Annotated in this window: 21 protein-coding genes; 15 read left to right on the forward strand and 6 right to left on the reverse strand. The window is 65.9% G+C overall.

The window, feature by feature from the left end; translation table 11 throughout:
• The first annotated feature begins 11 nt into the window (after nt 1-11).
• The 7 genes from rpsA (at nt 12) to galU (ending at nt 7,422) form a co-directional block, all read left to right on the forward strand.
• A complete protein-coding gene (gene rpsA / locus SMAL_RS08465) occupies nt 12-1,697 on the forward strand; it encodes a 30S ribosomal protein S1 (RefSeq protein WP_012510790.1) in 1,686 nt (561 codons plus the stop codon).
• Between the two features lie 87 nt (nt 1,698-1,784).
• Nucleotides 1,785-2,090 (forward strand): integration host factor subunit beta, encoded by a 306-nt coding sequence (locus SMAL_RS08470; RefSeq protein ID WP_005409286.1) that lies wholly within the window; start codon nt 1,785-1,787, stop codon nt 2,088-2,090.
• A 77-nt stretch (nt 2,091-2,167) separates the two neighbouring features.
• Nucleotides 2,168-2,452, forward strand: a complete 285-nt coding sequence (locus SMAL_RS08475) for a LapA family protein (RefSeq protein WP_006361595.1) — start codon at nt 2,168-2,170, stop codon at nt 2,450-2,452.
• A gap of 6 nt (nt 2,453-2,458) precedes the next feature.
• The gene (lapB, locus tag SMAL_RS08480; RefSeq protein ID WP_012510791.1) at nt 2,459-3,637 is read left to right on the forward strand and encodes a lipopolysaccharide assembly protein LapB; all 1,179 of its coding nucleotides are present in this window, start codon (nt 2,459-2,461) and stop codon (nt 3,635-3,637) included.
• Between the two features lie 3 nt (nt 3,638-3,640).
• Nucleotides 3,641-4,630 (forward strand): MraY family glycosyltransferase, encoded by a 990-nt coding sequence (locus SMAL_RS08485; RefSeq protein WP_012510792.1) that lies wholly within the window; start codon nt 3,641-3,643, stop codon nt 4,628-4,630.
• Nucleotides 4,631-4,633: 3 nt separating this feature from the next.
• Entirely contained in the window at nt 4,634-6,547 is a 1,914-nt protein-coding gene (locus SMAL_RS08490; protein WP_012510793.1) for a polysaccharide biosynthesis protein, read from the forward strand.
• On the forward strand, nt 6,544-7,422 hold the full coding sequence (gene galU / locus SMAL_RS08495) for a UTP--glucose-1-phosphate uridylyltransferase GalU (protein ID WP_006361639.1): 879 nt from the start codon (nt 6,544-6,546) through the stop codon (nt 7,420-7,422). The genes SMAL_RS08490 and galU overlap by 4 nt, the downstream gene beginning before the upstream one ends.
• Before the next feature lie 474 nt (nt 7,423-7,896).
• Here the strand turns inward: galU and SMAL_RS08500 are convergent, their stop codons facing one another.
• The 3 genes from SMAL_RS08500 to SMAL_RS08510 all read right to left on the reverse strand — a co-directional run bounded on the left by SMAL_RS08500 (nt 7,897) and on the right by SMAL_RS08510 (nt 12,309).
• Nucleotides 7,897-9,105, reverse strand: coding sequence for an acetyl-CoA C-acyltransferase (locus tag SMAL_RS08500; RefSeq protein ID WP_012510794.1), 1,209 nt, complete (start codon nt 9,103-9,105; stop codon nt 7,897-7,899).
• A gap of 136 nt (nt 9,106-9,241) precedes the next feature.
• Nucleotides 9,242-11,614: a 3-hydroxyacyl-CoA dehydrogenase/enoyl-CoA hydratase family protein gene (locus SMAL_RS08505; protein WP_012510795.1), complete on the reverse strand. Its 2,373-nt coding sequence runs from the start codon at nt 11,612-11,614 to the stop codon at nt 9,242-9,244.
• 26 nt (nt 11,615-11,640) lie between these two features.
• Nucleotides 11,641-12,309 carry a TetR/AcrR family transcriptional regulator gene (locus SMAL_RS08510; protein ID WP_012510796.1) on the reverse strand — a complete coding sequence of 223 codons (669 nt, stop codon included), beginning with the start codon at nt 12,307-12,309 and terminating at the stop codon, nt 11,641-11,643.
• Nucleotides 12,310-12,677: 368 nt separating this feature from the next.
• On the opposite strand from SMAL_RS08510, the gene ndk reads away from it, so the two are divergent.
• From ndk to der, 7 genes are all read left to right on the forward strand, one after another.
• Complete coding sequence (ndk, locus tag SMAL_RS08515) at nt 12,678-13,103, forward strand: nucleoside-diphosphate kinase (RefSeq protein ID WP_005409295.1); 426 nt, start codon at nt 12,678-12,680, stop codon at nt 13,101-13,103.
• Nucleotides 13,104-13,113: 10 nt separating this feature from the next.
• Nucleotides 13,114-14,319 (forward strand): dual-specificity RNA methyltransferase RlmN, encoded by a 1,206-nt coding sequence (gene rlmN, locus SMAL_RS08520; RefSeq protein WP_012510797.1) that lies wholly within the window; start codon nt 13,114-13,116, stop codon nt 14,317-14,319.
• Nucleotides 14,306-15,091, forward strand: a complete 786-nt coding sequence (locus SMAL_RS08525) for a tetratricopeptide repeat protein (RefSeq protein WP_006361657.1) — start codon at nt 14,306-14,308, stop codon at nt 15,089-15,091. The genes rlmN and SMAL_RS08525 overlap by 14 nt, the downstream gene beginning before the upstream one ends.
• A gap of 18 nt (nt 15,092-15,109) precedes the next feature.
• Complete coding sequence (locus SMAL_RS08530) at nt 15,110-15,979, forward strand: RodZ domain-containing protein (protein WP_012510798.1); 870 nt, start codon at nt 15,110-15,112, stop codon at nt 15,977-15,979.
• Nucleotides 15,980-16,044: 65 nt separating this feature from the next.
• Nucleotides 16,045-16,683, forward strand: a complete 639-nt coding sequence (locus SMAL_RS08535; protein ID WP_012510799.1) for a YfgM family protein — start codon at nt 16,045-16,047, stop codon at nt 16,681-16,683.
• A complete protein-coding gene (gene bamB / locus SMAL_RS08540; RefSeq protein WP_012510800.1) occupies nt 16,683-17,891 on the forward strand; it encodes an outer membrane protein assembly factor BamB in 1,209 nt (402 codons plus the stop codon). Before SMAL_RS08535 ends, bamB begins: the two co-directional genes overlap by 1 nt.
• A 16-nt stretch (nt 17,892-17,907) precedes the next feature.
• Nucleotides 17,908-19,305, forward strand: coding sequence for a ribosome biogenesis GTPase Der (gene der / locus SMAL_RS08545; RefSeq protein ID WP_006361683.1), 1,398 nt, complete (start codon nt 17,908-17,910; stop codon nt 19,303-19,305).
• Nucleotides 19,306-19,443: 138 nt separating this feature from the next.
• Here the strand turns inward: der and SMAL_RS08550 are convergent, their stop codons facing one another.
• The 3 genes from SMAL_RS08550 to SMAL_RS08560 form a co-directional block, all read right to left on the reverse strand.
• Nucleotides 19,444-20,226, reverse strand: coding sequence for a hypothetical protein (locus SMAL_RS08550; protein WP_012510801.1), 783 nt, complete (start codon nt 20,224-20,226; stop codon nt 19,444-19,446).
• Between the two features lie 94 nt (nt 20,227-20,320).
• Nucleotides 20,321-20,950, reverse strand: coding sequence for a LysE family translocator (locus SMAL_RS08555; protein WP_012510802.1), 630 nt, complete (start codon nt 20,948-20,950; stop codon nt 20,321-20,323).
• A 74-nt stretch (nt 20,951-21,024) separates the two neighbouring features.
• The gene (locus tag SMAL_RS08560) at nt 21,025-21,840 is read right to left on the reverse strand and encodes a helix-turn-helix domain-containing protein (RefSeq protein WP_012510803.1); all 816 of its coding nucleotides are present in this window, start codon (nt 21,838-21,840) and stop codon (nt 21,025-21,027) included.
• 89 nt (nt 21,841-21,929) lie between these two features.
• Between SMAL_RS08560 and moeB the strand changes: the two genes are divergently transcribed.
• A complete protein-coding gene (gene moeB, locus SMAL_RS08565) occupies nt 21,930-23,066 on the forward strand; it encodes a molybdopterin-synthase adenylyltransferase MoeB (protein ID WP_012510804.1) in 1,137 nt (378 codons plus the stop codon).
• The last annotated feature ends 388 nt before the right edge of the window (nt 23,067-23,454 follow it).

Raw genomic sequence — 23,454 nt, forward strand, 5'->3', positions numbered from 1 at the left:
GAGTAAATCTAATGACCGAATCATTTGCCGAACTGTTTGAAGCCAGCCAGGCCAACCTGGCCAAGCTGAAGCCGGGCGCCATCGTCAGCGGTACCGTTGTTGAAGTCCGCGGCGACGTCGTGGTGATCAACGCTGGCCTGAAGTCTGAAGGCATCGTGCCGATCGAACAGTTCCGTAACGACGCTGGCGAAATCGACGTCGCCGAAGGCGACATCGTCAAGGTCGCCCTCGACTCGATCGAGAACGGCTTCGGCGAAACCGTCCTGTCGCGCGAGAAGGCCAAGCGCGCGATGGTGTGGGACGAGCTGGAAGAAGCGTTGGAAAAGAACGAAACCATCACCGGCCGCATCAGCGGCAAGGTCAAGGGTGGTTTCACCGTGGACATCAAGGATGTCCGCGCCTTCCTGCCGGGTTCCCTGGTCGATGTGCGCCCGGTGCGCGATCCGGCCTACCTGGAAGGCAAGGAGCTCGAGTTCAAGCTCATCAAGCTGGACCGCAAGCGTAACAACGTCGTGGTTTCGCGCCGCGCTGTCGTCGAAAGCGAGCACTCGGAAGAGCGCGAGCAGCTGATGGACAAGCTGCAGGAAGGCGCGATCCTGAAGGGTGTCGTCAAGAACCTGACCGACTACGGCGCATTCGTGGACCTGGGCGGTATCGACGGCCTGCTGCACATCACCGACATGGCATGGAAGCGCGTGCGCCATCCGTCCGAAGTCGTGAACGTCGGCGACGAGCTGGACGTGCGCGTGCTGAAGTTCGACCGCGAGCGCAACCGCGTTTCGCTGGGCCTGAAGCAGCTGGGCGAAGATCCGTGGGATAACATCGCCCGTCGTTACCCGGCCAACAGCCGCGTCTTCGGCAAGGTCTCCAACGTCACCGATTACGGCGCGTTCGTCGAGATCGAGCCGGGCGTCGAAGGCCTGGTGCACGTTTCCGAGATGGATTGGACCAACAAGAACGTCAACCCGTCCAAGGTTGTGCAGGTCGGTGACGAAGTTGAAGTCATGGTCCTGGACGTGGACGAGGAGCGTCGCCGCATCTCGCTGGGCATGAAGCAGGTTGCCGCCAATCCGTGGGAAACCTTCGCTGCCACCCACAAGAAGGGTGACAAGGTGTCGGGCCAGATCAAGTCGATCACCGACTTCGGCATCTTCATCGGCCTGGACGGCGGCATCGACGGCCTGGTTCACCTGTCCGACATCAGCTGGGCGACCACTGGCGAAGACATCGTTCGCAACTTCAAGAAGGGCGACACCCTGGACGCGGTTGTCCTGGCTGTCGATCCGGAGCGTGAGCGCATCTCGCTGGGCGTCAAGCAGCTGGAGCAGGATCCGTTCGGCCAGTACATGGCCGCCAATCCGAAGGGCTCCAAGGTTGAAGGCGTGGTGAAGGAAGTCGACGCCAAGGGCGCGATCATCGAGCTGGCTGACGGCATCGAAGGTTACGTTTCGGCTCGCGACATCGCCAACGAGCGCGTTGACGACGCCACCCAGCACCTGAAGGTCGGCGACAAGGTCGAAGCCAAGTTCGTGGGCATGGACCGCAAGGGCCGTACCCTGCAGCTGTCGATCAAGGCCAAGGACGACGCGGAAATGCGCGAAGTGCTGGAGGAATACCAGTCCTCTTCGGCTGCCAGCGGCACCACCCAGCTGGGCGCGCTGCTGCGTGCACAGCTGAGCGGCAACAAGTCCGAGTAATCGGCCTTACGCTGTTCGTTGTTTCCTGGACGGCCCGGGCATTGCCCGGGCCGTTTCAGGCTGAGATGCCCCTGATGTGAGCCGGTAATGACCAAATCCGAACTGATCGAAATCCTTGCGCGCCGGCAGGCGCACCTGAAGGCCGATGATGTCGATCTGGCGGTCAAGTCATTGCTGGAAATGATGGGCGGTTCCCTCTCTGCCGGGGATCGCATCGAAATCCGCGGCTTTGGCAGCTTCTCGCTGCACTATCGTCCGCCACGCCTGGGTCGCAACCCGAAGACCGGCGAATCGGTTGCCCTTCCGGGCAAGCACGTCCCCCATTTCAAGCCGGGCAAGGAACTGCGCGAGCGGGTCAGCAGTGTGCTGCCGCTGGACGCCGATCCGGCCTGAGCCCGCCGTCGCGCCACCGCGTGCGAATCGAGCCGCGAGTCGGATAAGCTACGGTCTCCTGCCACTGGAGCTGTCGCATGAAGGTTTTTCGTCTGCTGGTGCTGCTGGCGGTGCTGATCCTTGGACTGATCATTGGTGCGGTCAACATGACGGCCATGTCGATCAACCTGTTGTTCACCCAATTGAATACGTCCGTCGGCGTGGCGCTGATTGCCGCGCTGCTGATCGGCGTGATCGTCGGTGCAGGCCTGGTGCTGGTGAGCGTGGTCATTCCGCTCTACAGCCAGCTGCGCCGCGCCAACAAGTCCGTTGCCGCCACGCCGGCGCCGGTGGTTCCCCCGCAATCTTTTGATGGACGCTGACCGAAGATGGATTTCGTCACCGAGTGGCTGTGGTTTTTCCTGTTCGTTCCGCTGGCCGCGTTGGCCGGATGGGTGATCGGCCGGCGTGGCGGGCAACGCCACGGTGACAACCAGGTCAGCCGCCTGTCCAGCACCTATTTCCGCGGCCTGAACTACCTGCTCAACGAACAGCCAGACAAGGCCATCGAGCTGTTCCTGCACATCGCCGAGCTGGACAAGGAAACCTTCGAGACCCAGGTCGCGCTGGGCCATCTGTTCCGCCGCCGGGGTGAAGTCGATCGCGCCATCCGCCTGCACCAGGGCCTGGTCAACCGCCACGACCTGAGCGACGCGCAGCGCGTGCAGGCACTGCTGGCACTGGGCGAGGACTACATGAAGTCCGGCCTGCTGGATCGCGCCGAGACCGTGTTCACCGAACTGGCACAGCTGGACCAGCGTGCTCCGCAGGCGCTCAAGCACCTGATCGGCATTTACCAGGCCGAGCGTGACTGGGAAAAGGCGATCGACAATGCCACCCGCTTCGAGGACGTGACCGGCGAGCCGATGGGCAAGCTGATCGGCCAGTTCGAGTGCGAGCTGGCCGAGCGCTTCCGCGGTGCCGGCAAGCTGGAAGAGGCGAGGGCGGCGATTGCCCGCGCCTACCAGGCCGACGCGATGTCGGTGCGTGCCGGCATCATCGAGGGCCGCCTGGAAACGGATGCCGGCAACGCAGAAGCAGCCGTGCGCGCGTTCGAGCGCGCGGCCCGCAACGATCCCGAGTACCTGCCCGAGCTGCTGCCGGCGCTGATGGCCAACTACCGCAAGGTCGGTGACCTCGGCGGTGCGCGTGCCTTCCTGTCGGAAATGACCGAGCACTATCGCGGCATCGCCCCGGTGCTGGCGCTGACCCGCCTGATGGAAGAGCAGGAGGGCGTGGCCCCGGCCCGTGCCTACCTCGGCCGCCAGCTCAAGGATCGTCCTTCGGTACGTGGCGAGTCCGCGCTGATCGACCTGACCCTGGCAGAAGGCGCCGATTCCACGGCGACCCTGCACGACCTCAAGCACATCACCGACCAGCTGCTGGTCCGCAACCCCGCTTACCGCTGCACCCGCTGCGGCTTCGGTGCGCGCACCCACCACTGGCAGTGCCCGAGCTGCAAGGAGTGGGGCACGGTCAAGCCACTGCTGAACTACGCGGTGCTCTGATCCATGCCGTGGTTTGTGATGGGGGCGCTGCTGGGATTGGCCCTGCTGAGTGCGGCGCTGACCTGGGCGGCACGCGGTTACGCGCTGCGCCGGCAGCTGATGGACCAGCCCGGCGAGCGCCGCAGCCATAGCGTGGCAACCCCGCGCGGTGGCGGCATTGCCATCGTCATCAGCCTGCTCGTTACGGCGGGCGTGGCGATGTGGGCCTGGCCCGAAGCAACGCCCAGCCTGCTGGTTGCCAGTCTCGGCCTGGTCCTGGTCGCGGGCATCGGCTGGTGGGACGACCACAAGCCGCTTCCGGCCATGCGCCGACTGCTGGTGCATTTCATTGCCGCCGCACTGCTGGCGGCGTTGGTCAAGGTTCATGGTGGCAGCTGGGTGCTGGCCGTACTGGTGCTGCTGTTCACCGCCTCGCTGATCAACATCTGGAACTTCATGGATGGGATCAACGGCATTGCCGCCAGCCAGGCCATCGTGGTCGCTCTGGGCCTGGCGCCGGTGCTGCCCTGGCCGTATTCGCTCGCAGCCGTGGCGTTGGGCCTGGCCTGCCTGGGATTCCTGCCGTTCAACTTTCCGCGGGCACGGATCTTCATGGGCGATGTCGGAAGTGGCGCGCTGGGGTACGCCGTGGCGGTGGTTCTGGCGATCGCCAGCGTGCGTACCGACATCAACTGGATCCTGCTGTTGGTGCCGGCCTCGGCGTTCCTTGTGGACGCAGGCTTCACACTGCTGGCGCGCATCATTTCGGGGCAACGCTGGACGGAACCCCATACCCAGCACGTCTACCAGAGGGCGGTGCAGGCAGGAGCCAGCCACGCCCTGGTGACAGGGATGTACTTTGCTTTGGGCCTGTTCAGTATTACAGTGCTTAATGTCTGCTCGAATTTGCAGCCGAGGTGGGAGGCTGTCGTGGCGATCGCGTGGTTCATTGCGCTGAGCGTCCTTTGGCTCCTCCTGCGCAATGGATTGCGTCACCGACAAGGAACTATCTGACTCATGGCTTCACCCTGGCGGGACAGAATCCTCGGCCTGATGCCGCGTTCGGCCATCGTCTGCCACGACCTCTTCATGGTCTGGGCATGCTGGCAGCTGCTCCATGCGGGGCGCTACTCGATCCTTCCCAACGCGCCCGCGCTTCCCCTGTGGAATGTCGACACCACCCTGGTACTGCTGCTGCAGGGCCTGGTGTTCTGGCGCGTTGGCCTGTATCGCGGGCTGTGGCGTTTCGCCAGCGTCAGCGACCTGCTGAACATCTTCAAGGCCAGCTTCATCGGCATGGTCGCCATCGTGCTGGTGCTGATGTGGAAGCGCTTCGATGGCGTGCCGATGTCGGTGCTGGTGATCTATCCGTTCGCGCTGTCGGCGCTGCTGGGCGCGCCGCGGTTGCTGTACCGGGCATGGAAGGACTACCAGTCGCTGCAGTCGGATTCGTCCGCGCGGCGCGTGTTGATCCTGGGTGCCGGCCAGGCCGCTGAGACCCTGGTCCGCGACCTGCGCCGGTCGGGCAACTTCGAACCGGTGGGCCTGCTGGATGATGCGCCCCACCTGCGCGGGGCCAAGCTGCAGGGCCTGCCCATCCTGGGTGGCCTGGACGACGCGCCGGCAGTAGTGCGCGAAACCGCGGCCAAGCTGCTGGTGATTGCGATGCCCTCGCTTGACGCTGCAGGCATGCAGCGCGTGGTCGCCATCTGTGAAAGCACCGGCGTACCATTCCGCACCGTGCCAAAGCTCAGCGACATCCTGCAGGGCCAGTCGCTGCCAGGGCAGTTGAAGGAAGTGGCGATCGAGGACCTGCTCGGTCGCAAGCCGATCATGCCGGACTGGAACCTGATCCGCGGCTGGTTGGGCGGGCGTACGGTGATGGTCACCGGTGCCGGTGGCTCGATCGGCTCGGAGCTGTGCCGCCAGTGCGCGCGCCACGGCGCCGGCCGCATCATCCTGCTGGAGATCAGCGAGCTGCTGTTGCTGACCATTGAAGGTGAACTGCGCCGCAGCTTCCCTGATGTCGAGGTCGAAGCGGTACTGGGTGACTGTGGCGACCCGGCGGTGATCCGCCACGCGTTGTCGCTGCATCCGGTCGATACCGCGTTCCACGCCGCTGCCTACAAGCATGTGCCGGTGCTGGAGCGCCAGCTGCGCGAAGCGGTACGCAACAACATCCTGGCCACCGAGAACGTGGCCCGTGCCTGCATGGAGGCACGCGTCGAGCATTTCGTGTTCATCTCCACCGACAAGGCAGTGGACCCGGTCAACGCACTGGGCGCCAGCAAGCGCTACGCCGAGATGATCTGCCAGAGCCTGGACCAGAAGTCCACGCACACCCGGTTCGTCACCGTGCGCTTCGGCAACGTGCTGGCCTCGGCCGGCAGCGTGGTGCCGTTGTTCCGCGAGCAGATCCTGCGCGGCGGGCCGGTCACCGTCACCGACCCGGAAGTCAGCCGCTACTTCATGACCATTCCGGAGGCCTGCCAGCTGATCCTGCAGGCCGCTGCGTCGGCGTCGCATGGTGCGATCTACACGCTCGACATGGGCGAGCCGGTGCCGATCCGCGTGCTGGCCGAACAGATGATCCGCCTGGCCGGCAAGCAGCCGTACAAGGACGTCCAGATCATCTACACCGGCCTGCGCCCGGGCGAGAAGCTGCACGAGACGCTGTTCTATTCGGACGAGGACTATCGTTCGACCGCACACCCGAAGATCCTTGAGGCCGGTGTGCGCACGTTCGCGCGCGATGTGGTGCTGGGCAATGTCCCGCGCCTGCGCGAGGCGGTGTGCAGCTACGACACGACCAGCATCCAGGAGATCCTGTTCGCGACGATGCCGGAGTTCTCTCCCATCGAACAGGATGCTTACATTTCATCCGCTAAAGTTGTGCCCTTTCCGGCACGTGAGGCCAACAGGCACCAATGAGCAAGCGAATTCGCAAGGCAGTTTTCCCGGTGGCAGGACTGGGGACGCGTTTTCTGCCAGCAACCAAGACCGTTCCGAAGGAAATGCTGCCGATCATCGACCGGCCGCTGATCCAGTACGCGGTGGATGAAGCGATCGAGGCGGGCTGCGACACGCTGGTGTTCATCACCAACCGCTACAAGCATGCGGTGGCCGATTATTTCGACAAGGCCTACGAACTGGAGCAGAAGCTCGAGCGCGCTGGCAAGCTGGAGCAGCTGGAGTTGATCCGTCATGTGCTGCCCAACGGCGTCCGCGCGATCTTCGTGACCCAGGCTGAAGCACTGGGCCTGGGCCATGCGGTGCTGTGTGCCAAGGCGGTGATCGGCGACGAACCGTTCGCGGTACTGCTGCCGGACGACCTGATCTGGAACCGTGGCGATGGCGCGCTGAAGCAGATGGCCGACCTCAACGAAGCCAGCGGTGCCAGCGTGATCGCGGTGGAAGACGTGCCGCATGACAAGACCGCCAGCTACGGCATCGTTGCCACCGATGCGTTCGATGGCCGCAAGGGCCGTATTTCTCAGATCGTGGAGAAGCCGAAGCCGGAGGACGCGCCGAGCGACCTGGCCGTGGTCGGCCGCTACGTGCTGAGCCCGAAGATCTTCGAGCTGCTGGAGCAGACCGGCAGTGGTGCCGGTGGCGAGATCCAGCTGACCGACGCGATCGCGCAGCTGCTGAAGACCGAAGAGGTGGATGCCTATCGTTTCGAGGGCACCCGTTTCGACTGCGGTACGCACCTGGGGCTGGTGGAGGCGACGATCCGCTTCGCGCTGGACAACCCGAAGCTGGCCGGCCCGGCACGCGAGAAGCTGGCGGCGATGTTGGCGGAATAAGGTTTTTCGAGCGCTCCGTTCGCGCTTTGATTGATACGTGAAGGGGGGGATGGGTGGGCCTTTGCAGGACACGCCGTAAACCCGTCCTTGGGGGCTCGATGGCGCCATCCATGGCGCCAACGGTCCTGCAAAGGCCCACCCATCCCACCTGTCAGGTCTCCTGCGGGCGCGGACGGGAAGGGCGGAATCAAGGGCAAGAGCAAAAGAAAAAAAGGCAGCCGATGGCTGCCTTTTTTGCTTGTTGGGGTCAGATCCCTTTGCTGCGCAAAGGGCTCTGACCCCAGCCTTTGCTTCTGCTCACCCCTCCGCCGCGTGGAATGTCGGCTGGCGCGGGTGGGTGAGGCTGGCCGGGACTGTCAGCGGCATGGATGCCGCTGCCAAGCCCCCAGGGAAGGGTTTACGGCGTGTCCCGGGCAGTCTCACCCACCCGGGCCCCACAGCAAACCGACACTCCAGCCGGCAACGCTTTGAACCTTACAGCGCCTCGAAAATACCCGCTGCGCCCATGCCGGTGCCGATGCACATCGTCACCATGCCGTACTTCTGCTGGCGACGGCGCAGGCCGTGCAGCAGGGTTGCGGTGCGGATCGCGCCGGTCGCACCCAGCGGGTGGCCCAGGGCGATCGCGCCGCCCAGCGGGTTGACCTTGCTCGGGTCCAGGCCGCAATCGCGGATCACCGCCAGCGACTGCGCGGCGAACGCTTCGTTCAGTTCAATCCAGTCCAGCTGGTCCTGGGTCAGGCCGGCCTGCTTGAGTGCCTTCGGAATCGCAGCGATCGGGCCGATGCCCATCACTTCCGGGCGCACGCCGGCTACCGAGAAGCTGACGAAACGGGCCAGCGGGGTCAGGCCGTAGTCCTTGATCGCCTGTTCCGAGGCCAGCAGCACGGCACCGGCGCCGTCGCTCATCTGCGACGAGTTGCCAGCAGTGACGGTGCCGCCGAACTGGCCGTTGCGGAACACCGGGCGCAGCTTGGCCAGGCCTTCGGCCGAGGAATCCGGGCGCGGGCCTTCGTCGGTGTCGGCCAGCTTGTTGCGGGTGAGGATGCGCTTGCCGTCAGCCAGGTCCGGCTGGTGCGAGATGATCTCGTACGGGCTGATCTCGTCCTTGAAGTCACCGTTCTGGATCGCGGCCATCGCCTTCTGGTGCGAGGCCAGGGCGAAGGCGTCCTGGTCTTCGCGCGAGACCTTCCACTCTTCGGCGACCTTTTCGGCGGTGATGCCCATGCCGTAGGCGATGGCCACGTGGTCGTTGTCGAACACGCTCGGCGCCATCGCTATCTTGTTGCCCATCATCGGCACCATCGACATCGACTCGGTGCCGCCGGCCAGCATCAGGTCGGCGTTGCCCAGGCGGATCGCGTCGGCGGCCTGCGCCACGGCCTGCAGGCCGGACGAGCAGAAGCGGTTCACGGTCTGCGCGGCGATGGTGTTCGGCAGGCCGGCCAGCAGCACGCCGATACGCGCCACGTTCATGCCCTGCTCGGCTTCCGGCATCGCGCAGCCGATGATCGCGTCATCGATGCGATTGACATCCACGCCGGGGGCCTGGGCAACGACGCTGCGCAGCACGTGCGCAAGCATGTCATCGGGGCGGGTGTTGCGGAACATGCCCTTGGGCGCCTTGCCAACCGGGGTGCGGGTGGCGGCGACGATGTAGGCGTCCTGGATTTGCTTGGTCATTGCAGTGATCTCTCGAATTTTTTAGCCGGAGTGCCGACCAACGGTCGGCACCCACCAGAGGCAGAGGAGTGCCCACCAGGGTGGGAACCCACCAGAGGCAGAGGAGTGCCGACCTGGGGTCGGCACCCGCCATCAATCAGTTACGCAGCGGCTTGCCGGTCTTGAGCATGTGCGCGATGCGGGCCTGGGTCTTTTCCTGCTGGGCCAGTTCGACGAAATGCTTGCGCTCCAGGGTCAGCAGCCACTCTTCGTCCACCAGGGTGCCGCGGTCGACCTTGCCGCCGCACAGCACGGTGGCGATGCGCTCGGCGATCTCGTAGTCGTACGGGCTGATGAAGCGGCCTTCCAGCATGTTGACCAGCATCATCTTGAAGGTGGCGATACCCACGTCACCGGCGACCTGGATGCGGCGTGCCGGCAGCGGCGGACGGTAGCCCGCTTCGGCCAGTGCGCGTGCTTCAGCCTTGGCGATGTACAGCGCCTCGTAGCTGTTGAACACCACCTTGTCGGTGCTGCGCAGCAGGCCCAGTTCCTGGGCGTTGACCGCCGAGTTGGAGACCTTGGCCATTGCCACGGTCTCGAAGGTCTTCTTCAGTTCGGCGAACACGTCACCACCCGGGCCGGCCGCCTGCGAGGCGCGCACGGCCAGTTCCTTCAGGCCGCCACCGGCCGGCAGCAGGCCGACGCCGGCTTCGACCAGGCCGATGTAGCTTTCCAGGAAGGCTACGGTCTTGGCGCTGTGCATCTGGAACTCGCAGCCACCACCCAGTGCCAGGCCACGCACGGCAGCCACCACCGGCACCAGCGAGTACTTGATGCGCTGGCTGGTGCGCTGGAAGTTGTGCACCATTTCTTCGAACTGGTCGACCTTGCCGGCCTGCAACAGGCCGAGCGCACCGGCCAGGTCGGCGCCGGCGGAGAAGGGTTCCTTCTGCTGCCAGATCACCAGGCCCTGGAAGTTCTTTTCGGCAAGCGACACGCATTCCTGCAGGCCGTCGAGCACGTGGTCGGAGACGGTGTTCATCTTGGTCTTGAAGCTGACCACGGCAATGCCGTCGCCGTCGTGCCACATGCGCACGCCGTCGTTCTCGAACACGGTTTCGCCCGGGGCGAACTTCTCGCCCAGCAGCGGATCCGGGAAGCGCTGGCGCTGGTACACCGGCAGCGACGAGCGCGGCAGCTTGGCGTTGCGCGACGGGCTGTAGCTGCCCTCGGCGGCGTGCACGCCATCGCGGCCATCGAACACCCAATCCGGCAGCGGGGCGTTGCTCATGCTCTTGCCGGCCACGATGTCATCGGCGATCCACTGCGCAACCTGCTTCCAGCCGGCGGCCTGCCAGGTTTCGAACGGGCCCAGCGACCAGCCGTAGCCCCAGCGGATGGCCAGGTCGACGTCGCGCGCGGTTTCGGCGATGTCGGCCAGGTGGTAGGCGCTGTAGTGGAACAGGTCGCGGAAGGTCGCCCACAGGAACTGCGCCTGCGGGTGCTGGCTCTCGCGCAGCTTGGCGAACTTCTCGGCCGGGTTCTTGATCTTCAGGATCTCGACCACTTCCGGTGCGGCGGTGCGATCAGCGGCGCGGTAGTCCTGCTTTTCCAGGTCCAGCACCACGATGTCCTTGCCGACCTTGCGGAAGATGCCGGCGCCGGTCTTCTGGCCCAGCGCGCCCTTGGCAATCAGCGCGTCCAGCCACTTCGGCGACTTGAAGAACTCATGCCACGGGTCGTTCGGCAGGGTGTCGCCCATGGTCTTGATGACGTGGGCCATCGTGTCCAGGCCGACCACGTCGGAGGTGCGGTAGGTGGCCGACTTCGGGCGACCGACCAGCGGGCCGGTCAGGCCGTCCACTTCATCGAAGCCCAGGCCGAACTGCTGGGTGTGGTGGATGGTGGACAGGATCGAGAACACGCCGATGCGGTTGCCGATGAAATTCGGGGTGTCCTTGGCGTACACCACGCCCTTGCCCAGGGTGGTGACCAGGAAGGCTTCCAGGCCTTCCAGCACCGAGGCGTCGGTGGTGGTGGCCGGGATCAGCTCGGCCAGGTGCATGTAGCGCGGCGGGTTGAAAAAGTGCACGCCGCAGAAGCGGTGGCGCAGCTGTTCGGGCAGCACGTCGGCCAGCTTGTTGATGCCCAGGCCCGAGGTGTTGGAGGCCAGCACCGCGTGGTCGGCCACGAACGGGGCGATCTTCTTGTACAGGTCCTGCTTCCAGTCCATACGCTCGGCGATGGCCTCGATGATCAGGTCGCAGTCCTTCAGCTGCTCCAGGCCGGACTCGTAGTTGGCCGGGGTGATGGCTTCGGCCAGCGACTTGCTGGCCAGCGGCGCCGGGCTCAGCTTGCCCAGGTTGGCGATCGCCTTCAGCACGATGCCGTCGGCCGGACCTTCCTTGGCGGGCAGGTCGAACAGCACGGTGTCGACGCCAGCGTTGGTGAGGTGGGCGGCGATCTGGGCACCCATGACGCCGGCACCCAGCACGGCGGCGCGGCGGACTAGCAGGGAATTGGACATGGTGTAGGGCCTTTGTTGGTCAGCAGTTACTGGGTGGAATCAATGGAGGCGGGCAGGGCGCTGCCGCTGCGTGCGGCGGCGCGGAACCCGGCCTCGGCGAAATGGATCAGTTCATGGGCGGCATGGGCACGATGCGCCGCTTCGGTGACACCGGCGGGACGCTTGATCAGCCCGAAGTCGGCCATGGCATAGGTGAGCGAGCCGGCCAGGAAATCCAGGCGCCAGTACAGCTCTTCCTTGCTCAGGCCGGGCACGCATTCGGCGATGGCCTTGCCGAACGCGCGCAGCACATGGCCGTAATGGTCGGACAGGAACTTGCGCAGGTTGTCGTTCTTCTCGGCGTAGGCGCGGGCGATCACGCGCACGAAGGCGCCGCCGCTCTGGCGGTCCTGGGCCATCGCCAGCGCAGGCTCGACGAAGGCGGCCAGCACCGGGCGCAGCTGGCCGGGGTGCTCGGTGCGGGCGCGCTCGAGCTGCGACAGGCGGGCGCCGGTCATCTCGTCCATGCGGCGGCGGAACACCTCGTTGACCAGGTTTTCCTTGGAACCGAAGTGGTAGTTCACCGCAGCGATGTTGACGTCGGCCTGGCTGGTGACCTGGCGCAGGGAGGTGCCGGCGAAGCCGTGCTGGGCGAACAGCTCCTCGGCGGCGCCGAGGATCCGGTCCTTGGTCGAGAAGTGGGCGGGCTTGGCCATCGGGCAGGCGGACCTTAATCAAACGATTGTTTGATACTAGAACCAGACGGTAGCGTATGGCATTTTGCAGTGCAGCAAAAATGGACCGGGTGGTCAGAATCCGCTCAGGTGGGTGAATGGGGTGGGGCGGGGTCGGATCCCCGAACGGGGCTCCGACCCCGACCTTGGGCCAGGAACGGGGTCAGAGCCCCTGCGGGGATCCGACCCTGGCCCCTCACGGGGTTGCCGGCCAGCGGCCGGCACTACCACCACGCCGCGATATCTTTTACAATCCGCGCACGTTTATCAGGCTAAGCCCGCGTTTCGACGCGGCTTTTTTTTTGTTACCCTTCGGGCCATCAGCGGCCCGATTCCATTGGAGACATCCCATGGCGCTGGAGCGCACCCTTTCGATCATCAAGCCGGACGCCGTTGCCAAGAACGTCATCGGCGAAATCTACGCCCGCTTTGAAAAGGCTGGCCTGAAGGTCGTGGCCGCCAAGTACAAGCAGCTGTCGCGCCGTGAAGCCGAAGGCTTCTACGCCGTGCACCGCGAGCGTCCGTTCTTCAACGCGCTGGTCGAGTTCATGATCTCCGGCCCGGTGATGATCCAGGCCCTGGAAGGCGAGAACGCCGTCCTGGCCCACCGCGACCTGCTGGGCGCCACCAACCCGAAGGAAGCCGCGCCGGGCACCATCCGCGCCGACTTCGCCGAATCCATCGATGCCAACGCCGCCCACGGCTCGGACTCGGTCGAGAATGCAGCGATTGAAATCGCCTACTTCTTCGCCGCCACCGAAGTCGTTTCGCGCTGAGAGTAATGCCGTGAACGAGGTCGTACAGACACCCGCCATCCAGCCGCTGCCGAAGTCGGCACCCACGGCTGGCAAGCAGAACCTGCTCGACCTCGATCGCGCGGGCCTGGAGAAGTTTTTCGTCGAGGTTCTTGGCGAGAAGAAGTTCCGTGCCCATCAGGTGATGAAGTGGATCCACCATCGCTACGTCACCGAGTTCGATGAGATGACCGACCTCGGCAAGGTCCTGCGCGCCAAGCTGCAGGAGCATGCCGAGGTCCTCGTCCCGAACATCGTGTTCGACAAGCCCTCCGCCGACGGCACCCACAAGTGGCTGCTGGCGATGGGCGTGGATGGCAAGAACGCCATCGAGACCGTGTACATCCCCGACAAGACCCGTGGCACGCTGTGCGTGTCCTCGCAGGTCGGTTGCGGCCTGAACTGCACGTTCTGTTCCACTGCCACCCAGGGCTTCAACCGCAACCTGACCACCGCCGAGATCATCGGCCAGGTGTGGATTGCCGCACGCCACCTGGGCAACGTGCCGCACCAGATGCGCCGTCTTACCAACGTGGTGATGATGGGCATGGGCGAGCCGTTGATGAATTTCGACAACGTCGTGCGCGCCATGAGCGTGATGCGCGACGACCTGGGCTACGGCCTGGCCAACAAGCGCGTGACCCTGTCGACCTCCGGCCTGGTGCCGCAGATCGACCGCCTGTCCACCGAAAGCGACGTGTCGCTGGCGGTGTCGCTGCATGCGCCCAACGATGCGCTGCGCGAGACGCTGGTGCCGCTCAACAAGAAGTACCCGATTGCCGAGCTGATGGCTTCGTGCGCACGCTACCTGCGCGCCAACAAGCGCCGCGAATCGGTGACCTTCGAGTACACCCTGATGAAGGGCATCAACGACAAGCCCGAGCATGCCCGCGAGTTGGCGCGCCTGATGCGCCAGTTCGACAACGCGGTGCAGGCCAAGGACTCGGGCAAGGTCAACCTGATCCCGTTCAACCCGTTCCCGGGCACCCGCTACGAGCGTTCGGAAGAAGCGCATATCCGCGCCTTCCAGAAGATCCTGCTCGACAGCAACGTGCTGACCATGGTCCGCCGCACCCGTGGCGACGACATCGACGCCGCCTGTGGTCAGCTCAAGGGCCAGGTGATGGACCGCACACGCCGCCAGGCCGAGTTCAACAAGACGCTTCAGGCGGGGAAGGGGAGCGATGCCGCGGCCTGACCGCCTCTGGCTGGTCCTGATCGCAGGCGTGCTGGCCATTTCGGTCGGCGGCTGCAAATCCCACTCCAAGGCCAAGCTGGGCCCCAGCATGGCGCCGGTGTACTCCGTGCGTGACCCGGACAACGTCCGGCGCCAGGTGCGCTGGCAGGATCTGCTGTCCCTGGCGGCCCGCGACCTGCAGGTCGGCAACCTTGATGCTGCCGAGCGCAAGGTCCGCGAGGCGCAGAAGCTGGCCCCGGATGCGCCGGACGGTCTGGTGCTGCTGGCCGGCATCGACGAGCGCCGCGGCCGTACCCAGCAGGCTGGCGAGAACTTCCGCCGGGCTGCTGAGTTGGCGCCGCAGCGCGGCGACGTACTCAACAATTACGGTGCCTGGCTGTGCCAGCAGGGGCGGCCGGCCGAGTCGCTGGTCTGGTTCGATCGCGCATTGCAGGCCCCCGGCTATGCTGCAGCGGCCGAAGCACAGGCCAATGCGGGCGGTTGTGCGCTGGATGCCGGCCAGCTCGAGCGTGCCGAGCGCGACCTGCGCGCGGCACTCGCAGTGCTGCCCGGCAACCCGGTTGCGCTGGAGGCGATGGCTCAGTTGAGCTTCCGCCAGGGCCGCTTCATGGAGGCCCGGGCCTTCGCCGAACGTAGGATTGCAGCTGCACCCGCAACGCGTTCCGTGTTACAACTTGCGTCTCAAATCGAAGCGCGGCTGGGTGATCGGGCGGCATCTGATCGCTATCTTCAGCGGATTCGACAGGAATTTCCGCAGGAAGCGGGCTCCTAACTCCAGGGTTGATGCATTGTGATTGATGACCAGACTGTGAGCGCTCTCGAGACTGCGGCCGGCTGCGGCACCCGCCTGCGCCAGGCCCGTGAGGCGGCCGGACTGACCCTCGAAGATGTCGGCTCGCGCCTGCGCATGCCGATCCAGGTGGTCAGGTCGCTGGAAGAAGAACAATGGCAGAAGCTCGGCGCGCCGGTGTTCGTGCGCGGCCAGCTGCGCAGCTATGCGCGCCTGCTCGACGTGGACGTGGGCCAGCTGCTGGAGCAGGCCCAGGTCGGGCCGGTGGTCCCGCCCACCCTGGTCAGCCATACCCATACCCCGCGTGCGCGCCGTATCGCCGAGAACCTCGGTCGGCGCGTGCTCTATGTCGGTATCACCGCGGTGCTGGCCGTGCCGGTGTGGTTCGCCACCCGTGGCCACTTCGATGGCAGTGCCCCCCCGGCGCCGAATACCGCGTCGCTGGATGCGCTGCCGGCCGCCGTGCCGGTGACCCCGTCGGCGGCAGGCATCGAGCCGTCCGCGCCGGTCGAAGTGGCGGCTGCTCCGGCCAGCAAGCCGGCGGCAACCCCGTACGTGGCCTCGCTGGCTCCGGTGCCGCGTTCGGCCCCGGCCGCCGCTGCGGCCAATACGCTGGACATGCAGTTCAACGGCGACAGCTGGGTCGATATCGGTGGCCCGGACGGCACCAGCGTCGAGAAGGCGCTGATCAAGTCCGGCGAGAGCCGCAGCTTCACCCCGGGCCAGGTTGCCCGGGTCACGCTGGGCAATGCCTCGGCGGTCCAGGTTCAGCAGAATGGCGCTATCGTCGATCTGACCCCCTACCAGCGAGCCAACGTGGCACGCTTTCAGGTATCCTCTGAAGGCTCCGTAGTCCCGGTTTCGCACTGAGGCGCGGTTTCACCACCTTCGATTAATCCCAATGGTCCCTCCCGACGGGCGGGGCGAGAGTACGCATGGCGATCGACGACCTGCTCGACGAGCACGAACAAAGTGAACGCGTCCGCAGCTGGCTGCGGAAGAATGGCGCCAGCATCCTCGGTGGCGTAGTCATCGCCATCGGTGCCATTGCCGGCTGGCAGTGGTACCAGAAGGATCAGGGCGGCAAGCTGGCCTCGGCCAATGTCGAGTACCAGAAGGCCCTGGTCGGCCTTCAGCAGAACAAGCTTGACGACGCCTCCAAGGCGGTCAAGGCGCTCGAAGCTGGTCCGTCCAGCATCTACGGCGACCTCGCGGCGCTGCAGCTGGCCAAGGCCCAGGTCGACGCCGGCAAGAACGAAGAAGCGCTGGCCACCCTGCGCGCCGTGAAGGTCGAAGGCGACCTGCAGCGCGTGGTCGACCAGCGCGTGGCCCGCCTGCTGGTGGCTACCGGCAAGAGCGACGAGGCCATCAAGCTGCTCGGCAGCGCCACTGACAGCAGCAGCCTGGAGATCCATGGCGACGCGCTGATGGCGCAGGGCAAGCGCGATGACGCCCGTGCACAGTACGAGAAGGCGCTGAAGTCGCTGGACGTGGCAGCGCCGCAGCGGCGCCTGCTGGAAACCAAGGTTATGGATGCTGGCGGCACGGTCGCCGCCCCTGCGGAGTCGGTTTGATGAGTCAGAAGGTCATGATCACCCGCGTCGCCACCGTGCTCCTGATGGGCATGGCGTTGACTGGCTGCAGCACCGTGAAGGGCTGGTTCGCCGGTAAGGACGCGGCAGCGAAGAAGGCCCAGGAGCCGGCTGAACTGGTCAAGTTCGAGCCCTCCGTGAAGGTCAACAAGGCCTGGTCGGTCAACCTCGGCAAGGGCGAGCGCCGCATCGGCGTGCGCCAGGGCCCGGCAGTGGCCAACGGCCACGTGTTCGCCGCGGCGATCACCGGTGGCGTCCACGCCATCGACCTGCAGACCGGCAAGAAGGTCTGGACCTGGGAGCCGAAGAAGGAAAAGAAGAAGGCCAAGCTGCGCCTGTCCGGTGGCCCGGGTGTCGGTGAGAATCTGGTCGTGATCGGCACGCTCGATGGCCAGGTCATCGCCCTGGACATCAACGACGGCAGCGAGAAGTGGCGCGCCCGTGTTCCGGGTGAAGTCATTGCCGCGCCGGCCGTTGCCCAGGGCATGGTCTTCGTGCGCAGCAATGATGGCCGTGTGACCGCTTTCGATGTCGGCAACGGCACCCAGAAGTGGTTCAACCCGAGCGAGCTGCCGGCGCTGACCGTGCGTGGCAACGCGCCGGTGGTGACCGGTCCGGGCGTGCTGTTCATCGGCAAGGATGAAGGCGCGGTTGCCGCGCTTGCCATGCAGGATGGCCGCACCCTGTGGGAACAGAACCTCGGCAACGGCGAAGGCCGTACCGAGCTGGAGCGCATGGCCGACGTCGATGGCGCCCCGGTGCTGGAGGGCAACACCCTCTATGTAAGCAGCTTCAAGAACCAGACCATGGCCATCGAAGGCCCGACCGGTCGCCCGCTGTGGGCGCGCGACCATGGCGGCGCGGGTGGCGTGGCGGTTTCGTCTGGCAATGTTTTCGTTACCGACAACAAGGGCGGCGTGTTCGGCCTGGACAAGGCGACCGGCGCAGCAATGTGGTCGCAGACCGAGCTGGCGCGTCGTTCGCTGACCGGCCCGGCGCTGCACGGCGACTACGTGGTGGTCGGTGACTACAAGGGATACGTGCACTGGTTGAAGACCGCCGATGGGGCGATGGCTGCACGGGCAAAGAGCGGCGGTGACGCCCTGCTTGCCCAGCCAATCGTCGTAGACGGGGTGCTGCTGGTGCAGAACGTGGATGGCAAGCTGACCGCCTTCCGGTTGGCAAATTAAAAATGGAGTAATCGCGATGCTGCCTTTGGTCGCCCTGGTTGGACGGCCGAATGTCGGCAAGTCGACTATTTTCAATGCGCTTACGCGCACCCGTGACGCCCTGGTCCACGACCAGCCCGGCGTCACCCGCGACCGCAACTACGGCGTCTGCCGTCTCGACGAGGACAATCATTTCCTCGTCGTCGACACCGGCGGCATCGCGGAAGAGGAAGAAGGCCTGGCTGGCGCTACCACGCGCCAGGCCCGTGCCGCCGCTGCGGAAGCCGATCTGATCCTGTTCGTGGTCGATGCCCGTGACGGCAGCTCGGCCATGGACGATGAGATCCTGGCCTGGCTGCGCAAGCTGTCGCGCCCGACGCTGCTGCTGATCAACAAGATCGACGGCACCGACGAGGACAGCGTGCGTTCGGAGTTCGCCCGTTACGGCTTCAGCGAAATGCTGACCGTCTCGGCCGCGCATCGCCAGGGCCTGGATGACCTGCTCGAAGAAGTGGTGCAGCGCCTGCCGGAAGAAGGCAGCGGCGAAGAGCTGGACAACGATCCGAACCGCATCCGCATTGCCTTTGTCGGCCGCCCGAACGTGGGCAAGTCGACCCTGGTCAACCGCATCCTCGGCGAGGAGCGCATGATCGCCTCCGACGTGCCGGGTACCACCCGCGACTCGATCGCCGTGGACCTGGAGCGTGATGGCCGTGAGTACCGCCTGATCGACACCGCCGGCCTGCGCCGCCGCTCGCGCGTGGACGAAGTTGTCGAGAAGTTCTCGGTGGTCAAGACCATGCAGTCGATCGAGCAGTGCCAGGTGGCGGTGCTGATGCTGGACGCCACCGAAGGTGTGACCGACCAGGACGCCACCGTGCTCGGCGCCGTGCTCGATGCCGGCCGCGCGCTGGTGATCGCCATCAACAAGTGGGATGGCCTGACCGAGTACCAGCGCGAGCAGGCCGAAACCATGCTGTCGCTTCGCCTGGGCTTCGTGCCATGGGCCGAATCGGTGCGCATCTCGGCCAAGCATGGCTCGGGCCTGCGTGAGCTGTTCCGTGCGGTGCACCGCGCGCACGAATCGGCGAACAAGACCTTCACCACCAGCGAAGTGAACAAGGCGCTGGAAGTGGCCTACGAGACCAACCCGCCGCCGACCATCCGCGGCCATGTCTCCAAGCTGCGTTACGTGCACCCGGCCGGTGCCAACCCGCCGACCTTCATCGTGCACGGCACCCGCCTGAAGGAACTGCAGGAGTCGTACAAGCGCTACCTGGAGAACTTCTTCCGCAAGCGCTTCAAGCTGATCGGCACGCCGGTGAGCTTCATCTTCCGCGAGGGTACCAACCCGTACGAGGGCAAGAAGAACGTCCTCACCGAGCGGCAGGTCAAGGCCAAGCGGCGCTTGATGAAGCACGTCAAGGGCAAGTGATGCAGAGAAAGGCGGCCGCAGGGCCGCCTTTCTTGTTTGTGGTAGTGCCGGCCGCTGGCCGGCAACCCGATGATGCCTGGCGTGTTCACGAGGTTGCCGGCCGGCGGCCGGCACTACCCCCACGTCTACAGATCTCGATCAGGGCGGAGTGCTGCGGCGAGCGCGGCAATGCGGCAACGCGCATGGCATGCCTCGGCCGCGCCGCGATGTTGAAGCCGGTTGCATCTGGCTTGTGGCAGGGATCGATTCCGGCAGCTGCACCTGCCCCGTGATGCTTGCCCAGACCAGGGTCGTACCCAGTGCACCTGCCAGGTACGCCACCGACACCGCCCCGATCAGCAGGCCCGCAGCATGCTCCAGCCATGGAAGCAATCGGCAACACCCCTGTGCCCAGCGCGGATGGCTGCCGAGCCACGCCATCAGCAGGCCGAGCGACAGTGCGACGCCACTCAGGCAGGCCACGTAAGCGGCCTGGGTGCCAGTGTCGGCTACGAGGCCGGTAACCAGGGCTGCAATCGCGAACTGCAGCATCCAGTTGCTGCTGCTGGCGAACGCCAGCAGGCATCCTGCTTCGGCGAGCGGGCAACGGGAGCGGGCGCGCAGGCCCAAGGGCATCTGCAGGGAAAGCGGAGAGAACGGGGTCAAGCCGGCGTCGCGCAGGCACATACCCGCCAGGCGCAGCAGCAGGAGGCAGCCCACACACTGCATCGCCAGCGTCCACAGGCCGCGGTTTCCCAGCATGCCCGCTGCAACGAAAGCCGTCGCACAGATGACGCCCGTACCGACGGCGATACCGAACGACGTGGCCATGGCGGCGTGCCTGCCCGCGCCCATCGCGGTGCGCAGGATCTTCGCGTGATGCGAAGCAGGCAGGAGCATGGCGAAGCCGTACAACACCGCGACGATGAAGAACTGCTGCACGTAAACCTGCCACTGACCTACAGAAAGTGCAGAGTGTGGGCGGGTGTGAACGCGCCGTATTGAACGCCATTGCGACAGGCGCGAATCGCCGGCATCAGCCGGCCCACAGCGACACGACGATCCATAGCGCCAGTGCGATCATCAGAAGCCCTGCGGCCCGCTCCAGCCAGGGCAGGGCGCGTGCGAACCGACGCAGCACCCACGGGTGGCCGACCAGTGCGGCTACCAGCAGATCCCAAAGCAGGACAATGCCGAACATCCACGCGCCATAGAAGAATTTCGTTGTGGCGTTGGCCTGCGGGCCGTTGAGCATTGCCGCCAGCGTTGCGTAGAACAGCGCATTCTTCGGGTTCAGCAGCGCAGACAGGGCGCCCAGCCCTGCCGCCTTCCACCACCCGTGCGTATCGCCTGCGCGCGATTCCGTGGCAGGTGCCTGCAGCGTCGTAGAACCCGCATGGCGCAGGAACAGCGTGCCGAGGTACAGCAGGAAGCCGCAGCCCGCCAACTGCACCGCAATGAACCCTGCGCTGCCCGCGCGCAGCATCGCGATGCCGGTGAAGGCGGCCACGATGAAGATGCCATTGCCCAAGGCAATGCCGGCGCAGGCGCCGCTGGCGGTACGCCACCCGGACGTGATCGCCGTGCGTGCAACGAGGAAGAAGTCGGGGCCGGGCGAGAGCAGGGCGAGAAAATGTACGGTGGCGATGACCAGGAACTGTTCCATCGGGTCCGGCGGAGGCTGGCTGGGGCGCCAGTCTGGGGATGTGCCGCGCGACGGTATTGAACGATATTGCAGGCTCAGCGCCGATACTGCCCGGGTGTCGCACCGGCGTGGGCCTTGAAGACCCGCTGGAAATGACTCTGGTCGGCAAAGCCCAGTGCATGCGCGACCACGGCCAGTGCCTGGCCTTCGCACAACCGTCGGCGAGCCTCCTGGATGCGCTGGTCGATCTGCCAGGCGTGTGGGGTCAGGCCCGTGGCACGTCGGAAGGCGCGGATCAGCTGGTAACGGCTCATGCCTGCCAGCGATGCGAGCTCCTGCAGGGCCGGGGTGTGCTCGAGCCGCTGGCGCAGAAGGTCCATCACCGGCTGCACCCGCTGCTGTAGTGCGGCGTCTTCAGGCGGGCCGGCGACGGCTACACCATCGTGTTCATCCAGATCGCCGACGAACGCGATCAGGGCCGCTTCCTTGACGCTGACCGGATCGTCGGAGAACAGCGTCTCATTGAGCTGGCAGTACTGCTGGTAGCGCGGGCGATGGTGGGAAATCCGGATGGGTTCCTGCTGCCAATCGGGTCCGGGCAGGCCGTCATACTCGGCGCGGACCTCGGCCATCCAGCGCGCGTCCAGATGCAGCATCTGGTAGCTCCAGACCTGGCCGGGCAGGGGGTTGCAGGCGTGCACGCGGCCTGCGGGTACGCCGACCAGATTGCCGGGTTGCAGCAGGCGCGGTCCTTCCGCGGCGCCGGTGAACACGCTGTTGCCAGCGTCCACTGCGCCGATCGAGAAAGTGTCATGGCTGTGCGGGCGATGGCAGGCGCGGCTGTCGCACGCCCGTCGGCTTTCGACGAAGGGCATGCGCGGGTCACGCCAGAATTCAGTGGCAGAGCGCATGCAGCGGTTCCGGGATGCAGGGGGCAACGCCCGCATGGTGCCATGTTCGGGGCAAGGCGCGTCGAGGGTGTCTGCGCGATAATGCACCCATGAGCATCCAAGAGCTTTCCCCCGCGCAGGCGCGCGAGCGCCTGACCCATGGCGCCGTGTTGATCGATGTGCGCGAGGCGCACGAACGGGCCGGGGGCATGGCCGAAGGCGCGCGTGGCGTGGCCAAGGGCGAGCTGCAGGCTGATCCCGCTGCGCATCTGCCAAAGCACGACCAGGAAATCCTGTTGATCTGCCAGAGCGGCAAGCGCTCGGCCGATGCCGCGCAGTTCCTGCTGGAGGCCGGCTACACCCACGTCGCTTCCGTCTCCGGCGGCACCGTGGCCTGGCGCGAGCAGTCGCTGCCGCTGGCGCAGCCGCTGACCAGCGCGGCCGACAGCGACTTCTACGACCGCTACTCACGCCACCTGCTGCTGCCCCAGGTGGGTGAGGCCGGCCAGCGCAGGCTGCAGCAGTCGCGGGTGCTGGTGCTGGGCGCGGGCGGTCTGGGCGCGCCGGCCGGCTTCTATCTGGCTGCGGCCGGGGTGGGGCACCTGCGCTTTGCCGACCATGACCGCGTGGAGCGCAGCAACCTGCACCGGCAGATCGTGCATACCGAGGCCAGCGTCGGCCAGCTCAAGGTCGATTCCGCGCGCGAGCGATTGCTGGCGCTGAACCCCTCGATCGAGGTCGAGGCGGTGCCGGAGCGGGTTACGTCCGAGAACGTGGATGCGCTGCTGGAGGGCGTGGACGTGGTGCTGGACGGCTCAGACAACTTCCCGCTGCGCTACCTGCTCAACGACGCCTGCATCAAGCACGCCAAGCCGCTGGTGTACGCCGCCATCGAGCGCTTCGACGGCCAGGTGAGCGTGTTTGATGCCGGCCGCCAGCGTGGCGTGGCGCCGTGCTACCGCTGCCTGTTCCCCGAGCCACCGCCGCCGGAGTTCGCGCCGAACTGTTCCGAGGCGGGTGTGCTGGGTGTGCTGCCTGGCCTGGCTGGGGTGCTGCAGGCCACCGAGGTGCTAAAGCTGCTGCTGGGCATCGGCGAACCGCTGGTTGGCCGCCTGCTGCGTTTCGATGCGCTGGGCATGCGCTTCCGCGAGACCGGCATCCGGCCGGACCCGCACTGCCCGGTATGCGCGCCGGGCGTGCCATTCCCGGGGTATATCGATTACGCGGCGTTTTGTCGGGGTGGGTGAGGCTGGCCGGGGAGTGGATTGGTAGATGCCGACCTTGGTCGGCGCTCTTGTGCCAACCAAGGTTGGCACCTACCGAAGCGGGTGCATGATTGGCGCCCGCCGATGCGCATGCATGGTTTCGGAATCCGGCATCCGGCCGGACCCGCATTGCCCGGTGTGCGCGCCGGGCGTGCCGTTCCCGGGGTATATCGATTACGCCGCGTTCTGCCGGGGCGGGTGAACCCGGTAGCGCCGGGCCATGCCCGGCGAGCGCAGCGGCGCGCGCAGGTACATCCGCCGGGCATGGCCCGGCGCTACCGTTTATGGTTTCGGGATGATGCTGGGGGTCGCTCCCGGCATCGTTCCACCTCCAAGACAATCCGGCGCAACATGCGTGCTATTGCCGTCA

The organism is Stenotrophomonas maltophilia R551-3 (genome assembly GCF_000020665.1).
GTDB lineage: Bacteria > Pseudomonadota > Gammaproteobacteria > Xanthomonadales > Xanthomonadaceae > Stenotrophomonas > Stenotrophomonas maltophilia_L.